Here is a 15,304-nt window from a genome sequence, read left to right on the forward strand (position 1 = left end):
AGCCTACTACGTAATGCTGAGCGAACGGCGGAAACATAAACGCGCCTATCATTATTAGCGATAGGCGCGTCAAATCCACTAACTAACGGAAAGTGTTTATAGCTCGGGAGGGATATCCGTCGGCTCCATTTCAACGTTTAGTTCAAATAAACCGCTACCGGTAGCGCTAAAACCGCTTGCGCTGACGGTGTACGTGCCAGGCAGCAGCTGTTGTTGAATGCGGGAGTCGGTGCCCCCTGCGCCGTCGTCGTCACTTGCATTTACCCCTTGGCCACTAATCTCAATGAACGTATCAAAATCGGCAGAGCGCATTTCCAAGGTGACTAATGAGCTCTCTTCTACCTCCAGCTGGTAGGTCAGCGGCTCGCCGCTATACCAGCCATTGAGCGCTTCACTCGGCGTGAGCGTGCCTTCATTGCGCAGCTCCACCTCCGGCATATCGCGCGGCTGCATGGCGAGCGTAAACATCCCGCTGCTTTCGCCATAGGCGGTACGGGCAGTGAGTTCGTAAACACCGGGAGCAAGGAAGTCAGCGATTCGAGCATCCAGATTGCCCGCGCTGTCATCGTCTTCGCGGTAATAGCCATTGGGGCCTTCCAACACCAGGAAGGAATCGATATCGCTGGCACGCATTTCGATCTGATACATGCCGGCTTCTTCTATCTCGACTTGGTAACGCAGCGCTTCTCCGCTGTACCAACCATTGAGCGATTCATCCGCGGTAAGCGGGCCATCGTTACGTAGCTCACCATCTCCGGGTAATTCATGGGGCTCCACGGTCAGCGTGTAGACACCATTGCCGTCACCGTAGGCGCTGCGGGCGGTCAGCGTGTATTCACCGGGCGCAAGAAAATCAGCAATGCGGGCATCTAAGTCACCGGCGCTGTCATCATCTTCACGGGCATAACCACTGGGGCCTGCCATTTCCAAGTAGGGGTCAAAGTCACCAGAGCGCATTTCAATCTGGTAAAGCCCTGCCTCTTCAATATTGAGCGTTATTTCATGCGCATCGCCCTGCAGCCAGCTGTCGATGGGCTCGCCGACGGTCACCGTGTCAGCATCGGTGAGCTCTATCCGTCGGCTATCAATATTAAACGGGCCGTAACTATGGGCATCGGCACCGCTCACCACCACCACATAGTCACCGCTCTCCTCGATTCGATGGCGCACAACAGGTGCATTATTGAGCAGTTGGAGCTGGTCATCATAAAGCGCCATGACGCCCTGCAAGGCACCGCTTAGAGAGATTTCGACAATCTCATCCGCTTCTAGGGCGATGGCATAGCGCATAAAGCGGCTGCCATCGTTACCGTTAAGTTCGCTCGCCGAGGTTATTTCTCCGCGTGTGCGCTCCGCTAGCGCCAGTCTCTCCAAACCCATAATAGCCTCGGCGACCGCTGGCTGATCAGTCGTTTCGGTGTTTTCGGCGGGTGCCTTTTCCGCCATACCCTCGGTTAACGGCAATGCCTGAGCGGCGAAAAAGCCGACGGCAGCGCCCCCGAAAGCCACCAAAACAAATGCTAGCGAAGCAGATTTAGCCATGAGCAATTCCTTGTTAAGTCGTAATGACAATCATTAATAAACTAAGCATACGTGATTATATGATGCTTAACGAATTCAAGTGAGCGTTTCATAAAAAATACTGCATTGCACAAAACTCATTTTTGACTAACTTAACCCGTGGGGCGATAAGTCACTGAAACTCAACACTAGGTACATTGCGATTTAAAAATCTTGAAATTGAACCTAACTGCGTCGATCTTCTCAAAGCTTGCTGACCCGCAACGACAAGGGTAGTATCGCAAGGCCTACTCGGCACCTCATCGAAGAATGCGGGATCCGTAATACGCAAAATCGAGGTACTCCTATGGGAGCCCAAAAACGACTGATCCGAACGATTTGTTTGGCAGCAGTAGTGGTTGGTAGTGCTGCCAACAGTGCGTTTGCACATGAAACAGCAACACAGGAAGGCGTTGCCTCCTTTTACAGTGACCGCTTTCAAGGCGCGACCACTGCCAGTGGAGAGCCTTTTGATCAACAAGCGTTGACCGCCGCCCACCCTAGTTTGCCGTTTGGCACGAAGGTGTTGGTGACGCGCCCTGACACAGGGCAAGAAGTAGAAGTATTGATCAATGATCGCGGCCCCTTTGTTCAAGGGCGCATTATTGATTTATCCAAACGCGCGGCAGTGAAGCTTGGCATGCTACGCCGCGGTACAGCACCGGTTATGGTAACGCTGTTGGATTAACGGATAACACATTCTTGGTTGGTGTGTGATACCCTTAGACTAATTAATGCGACAGTAAACCAGTCAAAATAATGCCAGCTAATAAAGACAGGGCGACCAGCAATGGTCGCCCTGTTTCTTTTGGGTGTTTTTCTCTCAGCGCTTTCTGCAATAGCGGCGAACTTGCAAGCAAGCTAATGGTCTCTATGCTGCAAGGATTGACTCATGCGTTGTTCAATACGCGAAGTAGTTGCAGGAGGCATTTATGCAGTCACAGTTTTATACGCTTACCGATTATCCTCGCGGCCTACCCGATCGCTCTCTGTTTTCACTGGAAACGCAGACGTTACCAGAGTTAGCCAGCGGCGAAGTACGCATTCGTAATCACTGGCTCTCAGTGGATCCGTATATGCGCGGCCGCATGAGCGGCGTTCGTACCTATGTAGAACCGTTTGAGCTCGGCAAACCCATGGAAGGCGGCGCTATTGGCGAAGTGATCGAAACCAATGACGCAAGCCTCAAGGTGGGTGATCGCGTCAGCCATATGGGCGGCTGGCGTGACATCGCCCAGCTGCCTGCCCAGGGAGTCACGCCATTACCCGATCTAGACGTTCCTGAGCAGGCTTATTTGGGAGTGCTAGGCATGCCCGGCATGACCGCCTGGACCGGCCTCAATCTGATCGCAGAGTGCAAACCGGGCGATAACGTATTGGTCAGTGCGGCCAGCGGTGCGGTTGGTTCACTGGCAGTACAATTAGCCAAAGCAAAAGGCTGCCATGTCGTGGGTATTGCGGGCGCTGCCCATAAGCTCGCTTGGCTCGAATCAATGGGCGTCGAGCCGGTTAGCTATCGTGATCGCAATGCGCAGGAGCTCAGTGATGCCATTAAGCTTGCTAGCCCCGATGGTATCGATGTGTATTACGAGAATGTGGGGGGTATTTGTTTGGAAGCCGCGCTCAGCCAGTTAAACGAGGGTGCCAGGATCGCCGTGTGCGGCATGATCGAAAGTTATAACGCCGAAAAGCCGACTCCCGGCCCCAGCAACCTTTCGCAGCTGGTGATACGAAAAGCCAAAATGCAGGGGTTTATCGTAGCGGACCACTGGTCGAGCTACCCCTACTTCCTAAACGAAGTGGCCCCCCAAGTCGCCGCTGGCAAACTGGTTTACAAAGAGACCGTGAAAGAGGGATTAGAGAGCACGCCAGAGGCATTTCTGGCGTTATTTGAAGGCGACAATACTGGCAAGATGTTGGTTAAGCTAAACAACGAGTCGTTGCGCTAGATTAAACTTGCTGGCTTTATCTATTCCTGCCCCCGAAAGCCGCGCTACGTTGGTAGTGCGGCTTTTTTATTGATCACTGTTCGTACTGGCCGATCAGAAAACGTTAGACCAAAAGCGAATTGATTATTAAAATCGCTTAGCTATCAAAGTGTGCTTTAACCCTTGGCGTCGCTGACAGGGGAGAGCGCAGTGCGTAATCGCCACTTGGCCACCACCGCTAGGTGGCATTAACTCGTTGTTAATTAGGGGTCACCTCATGGATGAACACTCACGTACGCACAGCAGATGGCCGCTATTGCTGCTTGGCCTGTTGCTAGCGGCGGCGGGACTTGCCTTGGCGATTGGCGGGGGTAAGCTGCTTAGCTTAGGCGGTAGTGCGTATTACTTGATCGCCGGCATAGGCGTTATAGGCAGCGGTATTTTACTGGCCATGCGCCGGGGCGCGGCGCTTTGGCTTTATGCGCTCATTTTGTTTGCGACCCTGGTATGGGCGTTATGGGAAGTCGGCTTAGACTGGTGGCAGCTGGTACCACGCGTCGCCATCCCCTGTTTAATCGGGATCATTCTACTGCTTCCCTGGTGGCGTAAACCGCTACATTCACGGGGCGGCAGCCTGGCATTGGTAGGCAGCATTGTGGCGGCCATTCTGGTGGCGATTGCGAGCCAGTTAAGCGACCCCGGCAGCATCGAAGGGACGATTTCCAACCCCAACGAAGCGGCTAGCACCGTTAATCCCGCGCAAGTAGCGGGAGACGACTGGCCTGCCTATGGTGGCACCAATGCAGGCACTCACTACTCCTCACTTGAACAGATTACGCCTGACAACATCGGTGAACTGGAAGAGGTATGGCGCATTCAGACCGGTGACGTGGCGGGACCCAGCGCGCCGCCCGAAATCACCAACCAGAACACCCCGCTGAAAGTAAATGACCGCCTGTATATTTGCACCTCGCACAGCCGCGCGATGGCGCTCTCGCCGGAAACCGGGGAAACGCTATGGGAGTTTGACCCTGAGGTGAGCACGATGGGTGCCGAGGACTTTTCGCTCTGGGCCCATATGACCTGCCGCGGCCTCGCCTACTACGATGCAGCTAACTACAACGCTGCGGCTGACACCAGCGAAGCAGAGAGTGACAGCACGTCAACAGACACCGCACTCTCTTTCGACATTTTCGATAACAGCGATATATTCAGCCTGAACCTCTCTTTCCTATCTCTCATGTTTGGGACTGGAGAAGAAGGCAATGCGACGCCGATGCTAAGCGACACCGACGTCATGTGTCCACGCAGGCTTTACCTACCCACCGCCGACGCGCGCTTGATTGCGTTGAATGCCGATACCGGTGAGCGATGCGCCAACTTTGGCGAGAATGGCGAAGTCGACTTGACTACCAATATTGGCGACTTCGATCCTGGTGGTTACTACTCCACTTCACCTGCAACGGTAACGGAAAACTTGGTTATTTTAGGCGGGCACGTTACCGACAACAGCTCCACTGATGAGCCTTCTGGCGTTATTCGTGCTTTCGACGTGCACACCGGCGAGCTGGTGTGGAACTGGGATAGCGGCAACCCCGATGACACCGAACCATTGGCGGAGGGTGAAACCTACACACGTAACTCGCCTAACGTATGGGCGCCGATCAGTGTGGATGAAGCGCTGGGCATGGTTTACCTGCCCATGGGCAACGCCACACCTGACCAATATGGCGCTAACCGTAGCGAAAACGATGAAACCTACAGCGCAGGTCTGGTAGCCCTTAATCTGGAAGATGGCCAAGTTGAATGGGTTTACCAGTTCATTCACCACGACCTGTGGGATATGGACACACCCGCACAACCAGTGCTGATTGACCTTGCCACCAATGAAGGCACCCAGCCCGCGGTAATTCAGCCAACGAAGCAGGGCAGCCTGTATGTGTTGAACCGCGAAACCGGTGAGCCCATTGTACCCATCGAAGAGGTGCCCGCTCCGCAAGGCGCTATTGAAGGTGATTGGACGGCCGAAACCCAGCCGCGTTCAGCACTTAACCTTCTGCCACCGCCGCTCACCGAGCGCGACATGTGGGGCGCATCCCCGTTTGATCAAATGATGTGCCGCATTCAGTTCAACGCCTTGCGTTATGAAGGCCAGTACACCCCGCCTTCGCTGGAAGGCAGTATTGTTTATCCGGGCAATGTCGGTGTCATGAACTGGGGTGGCGTCGCGGTTGACCCTGAGCGTCAAGCGCTATTTACCGGCGCCAAGTACTTGGCATTCGTTTCCACACTGGTACCGCGCGAAGAAGTAGAAGAGGGACAGGGCTCGGCCAGCGAACAAGGTTTACAGCCCAATGCAGGCGCCCCCTATGCCGTTGAGCTTGGTCCACTGCTTTCCGTGCTAGGGCTGCCCTGCCAAGCACCCTCCTGGGGCGATGTGGCCGGTATTGATCTGCAAAATGCAGAGGTGGCCTGGAAGCACCGTAATGGTACGACGCGCGACAGCATGCCGTTCGATCTGCCGATTGGGCTGAATGTCGGTGTTCCCGCACTCGGCGGCCCGATCACCACGGCGGGCGGTGTATCGTTTCTGAGCGGCACGCTGGATCAGTACCTGCGCGGTTACGACATCACCACTGGCGAAGAGCTGTATAAAGCGCGCCTACCGGCAGGTGGCCAAGCCACCCCCATGACTTACACCGGCGAAGATGGTCGTCAGTACGTCGTGGTCACGGCGGGCGGTCACGGCACCTTTGGCACCAAGATGGGTGACTATGTGATTGGCTACGCGCTGCCGGAGTAACCGATCGGCCTAATAGACGCACCAACGAGAACGGGCGACCCAAATGATGGGCCGCCCGTTTTTTTATTCATCGTGTTATTGATTCGGGGTTTAGAAACGCACTTCCAAGCCACCATAAACACTGCGCCCTGGCGCAGGCTCGTAAAAGCGGCCAAAGGTGCCGTTCAAGCGCACATTGGCGTAATGCTCTTCATCCAATAGATTGCGTACGCCCACATAAGCATTGAGCCGCGTATCGCTGCCCAACTGCCAGCCATCTCCCACACGCAAATTGACCAGCCAGTAACTATCGACCTCGGTTTCATTGGCGTTGTCCGCCACCAAGTCACCCACATACTGGCTTTCCAGCGTCGCAAAGCGCTCATCGATTCCTTCCCAGGTTAACTGATTGACCCAGGTCTGTTCGGGTAAGCCAGGGATTCGATTACCGCCAAAGCTCTCCGTGGGTGTGGCAAATTGATCAAACTCATAACGTGCCAGCGTCAGGGCACTATCCAGCCGCCATTGGTCGGCTAACTGCCAACCTAGCGCCAGTTCGATGCCGTCACGATCGGTATCACCCGCGTTCTGATAGAGCGTACGCCCCCCATTTTCCTCTTCGTAAGGGACTAGCTCATCGCGCACACGAACTGAAAACAGCGCCAAGTCATAGTCCATTGCGAGCGGCTCCACATAGCCACGCAGGCCTACCTCGCGATTCCACGCTTTTTGTGGCTCAACCGCCGGGTTAAAACCGCCGCCCGCTGGGTTCGCAAACTCTGAGAACGTCGGTGTCTCAAACGCGGTACCGGTGTTGATATACGCCTGATGCTGCGGGCGATAGCGGTAGCTCAGCCCCGCCGAGCCGCTCCACTCATTAAAGGTCTGCTCACCGCTTTGATCGCCATCGTCCAAATAGCGATCATCCACCTCCAACTCCACCCGATCAAAACGCGCGCCGAGCGAAAGCGTGACCTGCTCGGTCAGTGCCAGATCGCCCTGGGCAAACACCCCTGCCGAGGTCGCGGTTTGGGTCTCTTCCGCCAACTGCTCACTCACCACGCCCTGGGGATTAACGTCATTACGGAAGCGCTCATCGTCCTGACGGGCCACATCAACACCTGTAATGTAGCTCAACGGTAAGCTGCCCAGGTTAACCTCATGGTGATACTCGGCGCTCGCGCCCAGATAATCGCGCTGGTAGCCAATACGGCTATCACCCACATAGGGCAACTGCTGTTCAAAATCGCGCTGGGAGATAAAGCCTTTTAGGTAAAACTCGCCGGGACCCACGGATAAATCTTCGTACTGTAAGCCGAGGAGCTGTTGATCAACGTTCTGGCGCGCATCCAATGCCAAGGAATTCGGCGCCGCCTGATCGCGGCCTCTCGCCACTTCGCTTGCATTTAGTGCACCGGGATCTTCAGAGCGGGGGTTATCGAGCAAATTGATAATCGCGGTTAACGCTCGGTCGCTGCCTAGCTCGCGGCGAAGCTTGGCGTTCAATAGGTACTTTTCCGTAGAGCTCTGCTCACGGTAGCCATCCACATTCAGCGCTGAGAAGCTCACATGATGTGACCAGTCGCCTTGGGCACCGCCGGTTTGTACCACCGCCTTGCGGTAGCCATCGCTGCCTACCTCTGTCCGCACGCTAGAACCTGGGTTCTCACGACCATCGGCGGTAGTGATATCGATCACCCCACCCGCCGCGTTACCGTAGAGCACCGAAGAGGGCCCACGAATGACTTCAATACGCTCGGCGCTGTCCAGATCAATCGCATCTAACTGCGCTTGGCCATCGGGGAGCGTGTAAGGAATACCATCGACCATGACAGTAATGCCGCGCACGCCAAACGGGGCGCGAGCACCAAAACCGCGAATGGAAATACGCTGACCCTGGGCAAAGTTATCGCGGTTTTGCAGGAAAACACCCGGCACTCGCACCAGGGACTCGTCCAATCGCGTGCGCTGCTGACCTTGCGCAATAGCATCTTGATCGATGGTGGATACTGCCGCAGGCGTGGCGTAAAGCTCACGCGCCAAACGGGGGGCGGTCACTTCTACCGTGGCCAAGGTCGTGTCATCCGTTTGGCTCGTTTGCGCCCAGGTTTGACCTGCAACAAAGCAGCTCAACACTCCTAAAGAGGCGGTGGTTACTCGTAATGTTGCATAGGATAGTGTTGCGTTGGACATGGGGTCCCTCCCAGACAGTTTTTAATGAAAATTAGCAATACAATTGAACGATTTGCTACTTGATTAGTCCCAAAGCATTCACCACGGCCTGGATTAAATTTCTACCAGTGCCTAAACTTGTACAAGTTACCCCAATGTAAGCATAGGAGGCTTCATGGCGTTTACAGCGACCGATCCGATCAAGATGATTTTTGCCGTTATTCTCCCCCCACTCGGCGTATTCTTTGAGGTTGGTTTTAAAGGGCATTTCTGGCTGAATATTATCCTGACGCTATTTGGCTTCATACCCGGCATCATCCATGCCTTTTATGTGATATTGAAGCACTAGTCACCGCATCAGTACTTTGAAAATGCAAGATAGCTACAATGCCGCCTTAACCAAGTGTTAGGCGGCTTTTTTGTGCGCCTAACCCGGCTGTCTGTGCCGACGCTGATGCAATGCGTGCACCCTTTCATCGAACACTGCAATAGGGCCTTCTACTTTAAGCCCTGGCACTACCTGTTGAATAGGTAAGGTGGCAACCGGCATCGGCCCAACCCCCAACGCCGCAAGCCAGCCACTTAACTGCTCCGATGAGCTTGCATAAACGATGCGCCCCAACCCTACCCAGCCATGAGCCGCGGCACACATTGGGCAGTGTTCGCCTGAGGTATAGACAGTCGCCGCTGCTCTTGCTTCGGGGGTCATGTGCTGCGCCGCCCAGCGCGCCAGAGCAAACTCGGGGTGCTGGGTGGCATCGCCACCGGCAATGCGATTGCGGTCTTCTGCCAAGACATCGCCCTGCACACTCACCAGCACGCTACCAAAGGGCTCATCGCCTGCATTAAGAGCTTCTTCAGCCAGCTCAACCGCACGCGTCAGGTAGGCGGATTCTCGATCATTCACTGCGCGCTCTCCTTTAAATCAGTAATGCTTAAGCACTACCCTTTACCGTAGCAGGCGAATCTTCCAGTGTGGTCTCTTGTAACGCCTCACCTTCGCTGCGGGCAATAACTGAGGTGCCGACTAAATCGCCTGTCACGTTAAGCGCCGTGGCCCCCATACCCACCAGTGCGTCAATAGCGGTCAACAGCGCAACCGTTTCAATAGGCAGCCCCACCTGGGCAAACACCGTGGCAATCATAATGATTCCCGCGCCTGGCACGCCTGCGGTGCCCACCGACACCAACGTACCAATCAGCACTATCTGCAGCATGCTAATAAAATCCAGCGGCGCGCCAATAACGTTGGCGGCAAAGACCGCCGAAATGGCGATACGTATCGCCGCGCCATCCATATTCAAGGTAGCCCCTAGTGGCAGGCTAAAGCCATAAATGCTTTTGGAAATTCCCAGCCGATGCGCAGCATTAATAGTGAGCGGCAGTGTGCCTGAGCTGCTTTGTGTGGCAAACGCCGTTGCCATGGGCGTGCGGGCCTCACGGAAGAAGGTACGCAGTTTGACCCCAAACAGCCGCATGATGCCGCAATAAATCAGCAAATGAGTGGCTAGCGCGATATACAGCACCACCACCATATCGCCCAACGACAGCAGCGTTTCCATCCCTTGCTGGCTTACCGTTTCGGCGACAATTGCAAACACGCCAACAGGCACATAGTGCAGTACGCCCGACATCACCTTTAAGGTGACCTCATTGAGCGCTTCAATCACCTCATACAGACGCTCGCCCATCGCCTGCTGACGATCAGACTGGCGCATTTTCAGCAGCGCAATGCCAAACACTAACGCCGTGAAAATAATACCCAGCATATTCAGCTCGGCAAACGCTCCGATAATATTACTGGGCACTATATTAAGCAGTGCATCGACAACGCCGGGGTTATCCGGCACCGAGAAGCTGGCTTCCTCCTCCAGCCTCATTCCGCTACCCGGGTTGAACAGCGAAGCGATCGTTAATCCCACCGTGATCGCTAATGCCGATGACACTAAATAGTAGCCCAACACCTTGCCACCGATGCGTCCGGCACTACCCTCTCTGGACTGGTTTACTCCGACCATCAGCGTAAACAGCACAATCGGGACAATCAGAAAAGTGAGTAGCCGAAGCAGTAAATCGCCTAGCGGCGCCAGCCAAGCTGCTACCGGCTCACCACCCACCAGCCCGACCAAAACACCCAGCACTAGGGCAATAGTGACGCGTAAAATCAACGACGCCTGAGAGTAGGCCTTCCATATGCTTGTCATTTAAATCCCTACGATTCGATTCAAAAATTACATTGCTATTTTGGCAGTGTGGCACAGCCTTATCAGCTTGCCTTGATATTGACCGTGAAAGGAAAATCTTTCGCTTATCGTGAAGCCGCCCTGCCCTTTCCACTACATACGGTAGGATTAGGCAAGCATGCAGCAGGATTGCCTCTATTGGCTTTGGCTGCCACTCGTTAAGCTTCGTCAGGTAATGATAAACGAGCGGATGATGGCGTGACGGCGAGCAATAACGCTGCCACAACGAGCCCCTTCACCCACCCACTTCCATCAAAAGCGGTCTTACTAACCGGTGCTAGCCGCGATATCGGCGTTCGGCCCATCACCAGTCGATAACGTCACACGTGTCACGCTCGGATGGTTTGCCGAGATAACGTCTAGAACGGGGTGATTTCACATGCAAGACACCAAGCTTCCCATTTATTGGAAACATGCCCTCGTCGTCGCTGGCATTATCACTATTATGCCAACACTGGCAGCGGCGCAAACACCCCCTGATGCAGGAGAGAACGCCATGGCAGAGCATCCTTATGTAGGCATGTGGGTAACTAAAGATGGCCAAATTCGCCATGAGCTGTTACCCAACAACCGTTACGACGAGGCACGCGGCGAACGCGAAAGCGCTTATCAAGGGCGCTATCGGGTAACCGACAACTACATCGAATATTGGGATGACACCGGCTTCACCGCTGATGGGGAATTCATTGATGACGTGCTCTATCACGGCGGCATGGTGCTTTATCGCCAAAAGTAGCCTGGAAAAGCATGGGCCGTCATCATTAATGAAGACCCGATGGCTTTGCTAGTGCGTAAGTGCCTTAAACCGACGCAGCTTTATGCATGATTGGTAATGTAGCGATTAAGGAGCGTAAATGCATAAGATTAATCCCAACAAGCTACACCACAGCAAATGGACGGCTGCCCAGCCAAGTAATAAAGAAAAGCATTTTATCGTTACCCAGCTACTGCGCGATGAAGAAGAAAATGTTGTGGAGGTCGTGATTGAGGCTATCTACTCTCCTCGCGAACGCTTTGTCCCGTGGAAAAACTTAAAAAATGACAGCGTATGGAAAGCGGGCTGGCAATAGAGGCTCTTTAGTGGCCTCAAAGGCAAGATAATCATTAAAGGCTTTGACATACGCAATGTTTCATGACACTGTAACGCCAGTTGGTTAGCAAGCAAGCATGGTTTCAGAAGTGTACGAAAAAGATTTAGAAATGTACGAGATAGACGTGTACAAAATCTTTCGGCAAGACTGTAATTGTATTCCTTGTTTTATCCGCTATTAATCTGGGTGATACCAGGAACTTTACAAAGCGCATTGCGCGAAAGGATTTTTACTATGTCTACTGGCACAGTTAAGTGGTTCAACGATACTAAAGGCTTCGGTTTTATTGCTCCTTCTGACGGCGGCGATGACCTATTTGCCCATTTCTCTGAAATTCAAGCAGACGGCTTCAAAACCCTGCAAGAAGGCGCTAACGTTTCTTTTGACGTTACCCAGGGTAAGAAAGGCCTTCAGGCTTCGAACATCAAGCAAATCTCCTAAGCCTAGGTTTTTTAAGACTAAGTCTTAAGAGATAACGCTTTAGAGTTTGTTCGGACCTTCCGAGGTTCGAATAACAAGGCCCGCTTATGCGGGCCTTGTTGCGTTTAAGGTAAACAATAAACGCCACCCAGCAACCCTACTTTAGATAACGGCTAAATTCGTAACCACTGCACCAGCCGCACATCCACGGTAGTGTCTAACGCTTCAAGTGCCGCCGCACGGGCACGCCCTTCCGCACTGGCCCGGTAAAGATGGGGTGTCATCGCCAACAGATCGGCTATTTTTTTCGCCCCCGTCAGCGCCAGTGGATAACGCAGCGAGTCCGTGCGATGGTGAGCAAAGCCTTCCGCCACCTTCTCAGTATTCGCACGCCCTGGCTTTAGGGTCGGATAGATAATTTCCCGCAATTCGCGAAGATGATCAGGCCCTGCTTCCACTTGCAGCAGCATGCCACCCTGCTTTAATACCCGCACAAACTCGCTGTACACCGGAAAACCAAACATGCACAACACGCTATCCATACTGCCCGCCTGCACGGGCAGGTGGGCATTGCTGCCCACTACCCAGCGGCTTATGGGAGACTGCTTGTTATCCTGCTTGGCCGCCGCCAGCACTGCCCATTTTGAGATATCTAACCCTATTAGCGCCCGTGACTGCAGGGCCGGCATGGCATGATTCAGATGGCGCAGGTAATAGCCTTCACCACAACCAGCGTCTAGGCAGCTAACCGTCGGCTTACCTACCGCCTGCCGCTCCTCAATACGGCGTATAACGGCCTGACTGACGGCCTCAGCCACTGGCTGATAATGGCCCGCGCTTAGAAAATGCTGCCGAGCAGCCACCATTACCTTGCTATCGCCAGGGTCATGGGAGCGCTTCTGCTGCACCGGCAGCAAGTTAACGTACCCCTGCTTGGCAATATCAAAGCTATGCCCAGCGGCACAACGCCATGCATTGCCCGCTAGCGCTAGCGGCTCGCCGTCCAGCGGACATTCCAGCGCTTGAAAAGGGTCGGTACTCATAAAATGCTCAGACTCATAGGGTAGGTTTTCGCACATCAGAAGGAAATTAGCTATCAGCGAGACTCGCGCTGATCAATGCGTCACCAAAATAATACCAACCAAGATGACGCCACCGCCGAACAGAAAGTTGATGCTTAGCGGCTCGTTGAGCAATAGGGTACCAAAAAGGACGCCGAAAAGCGGGCCCAGAAAAGAGAACACGCCCAACTGCGACGCACGATAACGGCGCAGTAACGTGAACCACAGCATCAGCGCGGCAAATGAAATTATCAGCGCCTGGAAACCGAGGCTAGCAATCGCCAGGGACGTAAATTGCGCGCTCATTAACTGCCCCGATAGTACCGCCACGGGCAGTAACAGCAGCGCCGTCACACTCAGTTGATAGCTCAGAGTGAGTTCCGCGGGCGCCTCGGAAAGTGAGGTCTTGCGGATCATCACAGTCGTAGCCGCCCAAGAGAGCCCGGCGAGCAAACCCAGTGCATCACCAATGATAATCTCGGTGCTATAGGCACCGCTTGGCGCCATGGCAATTACCATACCCAGAAACGCCAACCCCACTCCCCACCACTGGCGAAGAGAGAGTTGCTCTCCAGGTACCCAGAGATGTAGCCCAAGTGCGGCGAAGATGGGCGCCGTGTAGAGAAAGACCGACATGTGTGAAGCCAGTGTGTAGGTCAACCCCCAAGCGACAAAAGCGAACTCGGCAGCAAACCCAAGACCAACCAGTAATCCAGGTGCCCAATGGCGCCCCACCTCCGCCCAGCGAATGCCGCGCCAATAGGCAAGCAACCCCACCAGACATCCAGCGATAGCGGAACGCAGGGCTACCTGCACTACAGGTGAGATATCCTCAGCCACCCCTTTAATCGCCACCTGCTGAAACCCCAGCACCAGACAAAACAGTAGCATTAGCGATGCTGCCGTAGCATCCATAGACTTTCGCTGCGAGCGCCCTGATATGCTTGTAGATTGGGCATTTGAGACTACCCTTTGATTATTCACTGTAAGCTCCTATAACATTAAGGCGTTCATTGCAGCAGTAATCGAAACGGCAGACAAACGATTACTTATCGAACCTAGGCTTAGGAAAACTCACGCTATGCGAATTGAGAGGCTACCGCTGAATTCACTGCGCGCGTTTGCCGAAGCGGTGCGAGAAAATAGCTTCAAAGCCGCCGCGTATCGTTTGGGGGTTACCCCTGGCGCCGTTAGCCGACAGGTCAAACAGCTTGAGGATCACTTGGGGGTGGTGCTGTTTGAACGCCACGCCAATGGTGTGTGTGCAACCGAAGCAGGTAGAGGGCTTGCTGAAGATGTGCAAGCAGGTCTTTTACGCATCGCCAGCGGCGTGCAGAACGTCACCGAGCGCTCAGAAGATGCTTTTCGCTTGCTACTGAGCGCCCCGCCCTCTTTCCTACAGCTTTGGCTACTTCCCCGCTTATCCGGCTTTGAAGCCAATGAGCGGCAAATAGAAATCTCCCTGGATGCCGAGGCGCGTTTAACGCCGCCGCTATGGATGCCTAATAGGGCTCGCTTATCGCTGCGCTATGGCCAAGGGCCTTGGCCCGGCGTTACCAGCCAGCATCTATTTAAAGACACCCTCTTTCCTGTTTGCTCGCCCACCCTGTTAGCGCAGAAAAATATACACGAGCCCGCTGACTTGCTGGCCCAGACACTGCTCACCGTGGACTGGTGTAGCCACGCGGGTCACCCAATTCCAAGCTGGCACGATTGGTTTAAAAACGCCGAGGTGGCAATAAAAAAAATCCCCCGACAACGCCAATATTCGCTCTACAGCTTGGCGCTCGATCAGGCTATGGCGGGGCAAGGCGTGGTACTGGCCAGCTACCCATTGGTGGCCGACCGGCTCGCCAGCGGAGTATTGGTGCGCCCATTTGCGGAACGCTATCCGCTCGCTTCTCCGTTCGCCTATGAACTGATCCTGCCTTCTGAAGGCGTAACACCACCGGCGGTGGCACGCTTCATCGAGTGGTTGGAGCAAGAAGCCACTCATTTTCGTGGCGCCCCGCTGTAGACAGACGTATTGCTAAGCGGCTAGTAACTC

General features: G+C 54.3%; 14 protein-coding genes. 8 read left to right on the forward strand and 6 right to left on the reverse strand.

Features of this window, described 5'->3' with window-relative positions; all coding sequences use genetic code 11:
* Window positions 1-96: 96 nt before the first annotated feature.
* Entirely contained in the window at window positions 97-1,542 is a 1,446-nt protein-coding gene (locus ACUN8H_RS03155; RefSeq protein WP_445530712.1) for a hypothetical protein, read from the reverse strand.
* Window positions 1,543-1,867: 325 nt separating this feature from the next.
* On the opposite strand from ACUN8H_RS03155, the gene ACUN8H_RS03160 reads away from it, so the two are divergent.
* The 3 genes from ACUN8H_RS03160 to ACUN8H_RS03170 all read left to right on the forward strand — a co-directional run bounded on the left by ACUN8H_RS03160 (window position 1,868) and on the right by ACUN8H_RS03170 (window position 6,291).
* Entirely contained in the window at window positions 1,868-2,248 is a 381-nt protein-coding gene (locus ACUN8H_RS03160) for a septal ring lytic transglycosylase RlpA family protein (protein ID WP_445530713.1), read from the forward strand.
* 244 nt (window positions 2,249-2,492) lie between these two features.
* Window positions 2,493-3,509, forward strand: a complete 1,017-nt coding sequence (locus ACUN8H_RS03165) for an NADP-dependent oxidoreductase (RefSeq protein WP_445530714.1) — start codon at window positions 2,493-2,495, stop codon at window positions 3,507-3,509.
* Window positions 3,510-3,765: 256 nt separating this feature from the next.
* On the forward strand, window positions 3,766-6,291 hold the full coding sequence (locus ACUN8H_RS03170; protein ID WP_445530715.1) for a glucose/quinate/shikimate family membrane-bound PQQ-dependent dehydrogenase: 2,526 nt from the start codon (window positions 3,766-3,768) through the stop codon (window positions 6,289-6,291).
* 90 nt (window positions 6,292-6,381) lie between these two features.
* On the opposite strand, the gene ACUN8H_RS03175 is transcribed toward ACUN8H_RS03170, so the two are convergent.
* The gene (locus ACUN8H_RS03175; protein WP_445530716.1) at window positions 6,382-8,463 is read right to left on the reverse strand and encodes a TonB-dependent receptor family protein; all 2,082 of its coding nucleotides are present in this window, start codon (window positions 8,461-8,463) and stop codon (window positions 6,382-6,384) included.
* Window positions 8,464-8,617: 154 nt separating this feature from the next.
* On the opposite strand from ACUN8H_RS03175, the gene ACUN8H_RS03180 reads away from it, so the two are divergent.
* Window positions 8,618-8,791 carry a YqaE/Pmp3 family membrane protein gene (locus ACUN8H_RS03180; protein ID WP_035538925.1) on the forward strand — a complete coding sequence of 58 codons (174 nt, stop codon included), beginning with the start codon at window positions 8,618-8,620 and terminating at the stop codon, window positions 8,789-8,791.
* A 78-nt stretch (window positions 8,792-8,869) separates the two neighbouring features.
* Here ACUN8H_RS03180 and ACUN8H_RS03185 read toward each other — a convergent pair whose 3' ends face one another.
* Together ACUN8H_RS03185 and ACUN8H_RS03190 are read right to left on the reverse strand one after the other, a co-directional pair.
* Window positions 8,870-9,349 (reverse strand): nucleoside deaminase, encoded by a 480-nt coding sequence (locus tag ACUN8H_RS03185; RefSeq protein WP_445530717.1) that lies wholly within the window; start codon window positions 9,347-9,349, stop codon window positions 8,870-8,872.
* A 28-nt stretch (window positions 9,350-9,377) separates the two neighbouring features.
* Complete coding sequence (locus ACUN8H_RS03190) at window positions 9,378-10,646, reverse strand: dicarboxylate/amino acid:cation symporter (RefSeq protein ID WP_445530718.1); 1,269 nt, start codon at window positions 10,644-10,646, stop codon at window positions 9,378-9,380.
* Between the two features lie 418 nt (window positions 10,647-11,064).
* Between ACUN8H_RS03190 and ACUN8H_RS03195 the strand changes: the two genes are divergently transcribed.
* From ACUN8H_RS03195 to ACUN8H_RS03205, 3 genes are all read left to right on the forward strand, one after another.
* The gene (locus tag ACUN8H_RS03195) at window positions 11,065-11,421 is read left to right on the forward strand and encodes an Atu4866 domain-containing protein (protein ID WP_445530719.1); all 357 of its coding nucleotides are present in this window, start codon (window positions 11,065-11,067) and stop codon (window positions 11,419-11,421) included.
* Between the two features lie 118 nt (window positions 11,422-11,539).
* On the forward strand, window positions 11,540-11,755 hold the full coding sequence (locus ACUN8H_RS03200) for a TIGR02450 family Trp-rich protein (RefSeq protein ID WP_445530720.1): 216 nt from the start codon (window positions 11,540-11,542) through the stop codon (window positions 11,753-11,755).
* 255 nt (window positions 11,756-12,010) lie between these two features.
* Window positions 12,011-12,217, forward strand: a complete 207-nt coding sequence (locus ACUN8H_RS03205; protein WP_007111402.1) for a cold-shock protein — start codon at window positions 12,011-12,013, stop codon at window positions 12,215-12,217.
* Between the two features lie 152 nt (window positions 12,218-12,369).
* On the opposite strand, the gene ACUN8H_RS03210 is transcribed toward ACUN8H_RS03205, so the two are convergent.
* Both ACUN8H_RS03210 and ACUN8H_RS03215 read right to left on the reverse strand, forming a co-directional pair.
* Window positions 12,370-13,239 (reverse strand): putative RNA methyltransferase, encoded by an 870-nt coding sequence (locus ACUN8H_RS03210; protein ID WP_445530721.1) that lies wholly within the window; start codon window positions 13,237-13,239, stop codon window positions 12,370-12,372.
* A 72-nt stretch (window positions 13,240-13,311) separates the two neighbouring features.
* Entirely contained in the window at window positions 13,312-14,172 is an 861-nt protein-coding gene (locus ACUN8H_RS03215) for a DMT family transporter (RefSeq protein ID WP_445530722.1), read from the reverse strand.
* A 166-nt stretch (window positions 14,173-14,338) separates the two neighbouring features.
* Between ACUN8H_RS03215 and ACUN8H_RS03220 the strand changes: the two genes are divergently transcribed.
* A complete protein-coding gene (locus ACUN8H_RS03220; protein WP_445530723.1) occupies window positions 14,339-15,274 on the forward strand; it encodes a LysR substrate-binding domain-containing protein in 936 nt (311 codons plus the stop codon).
* The last annotated feature ends 30 nt before the right edge of the window (window positions 15,275-15,304 follow it).

The organism is Vreelandella sp. V005, assembly GCF_052645115.1.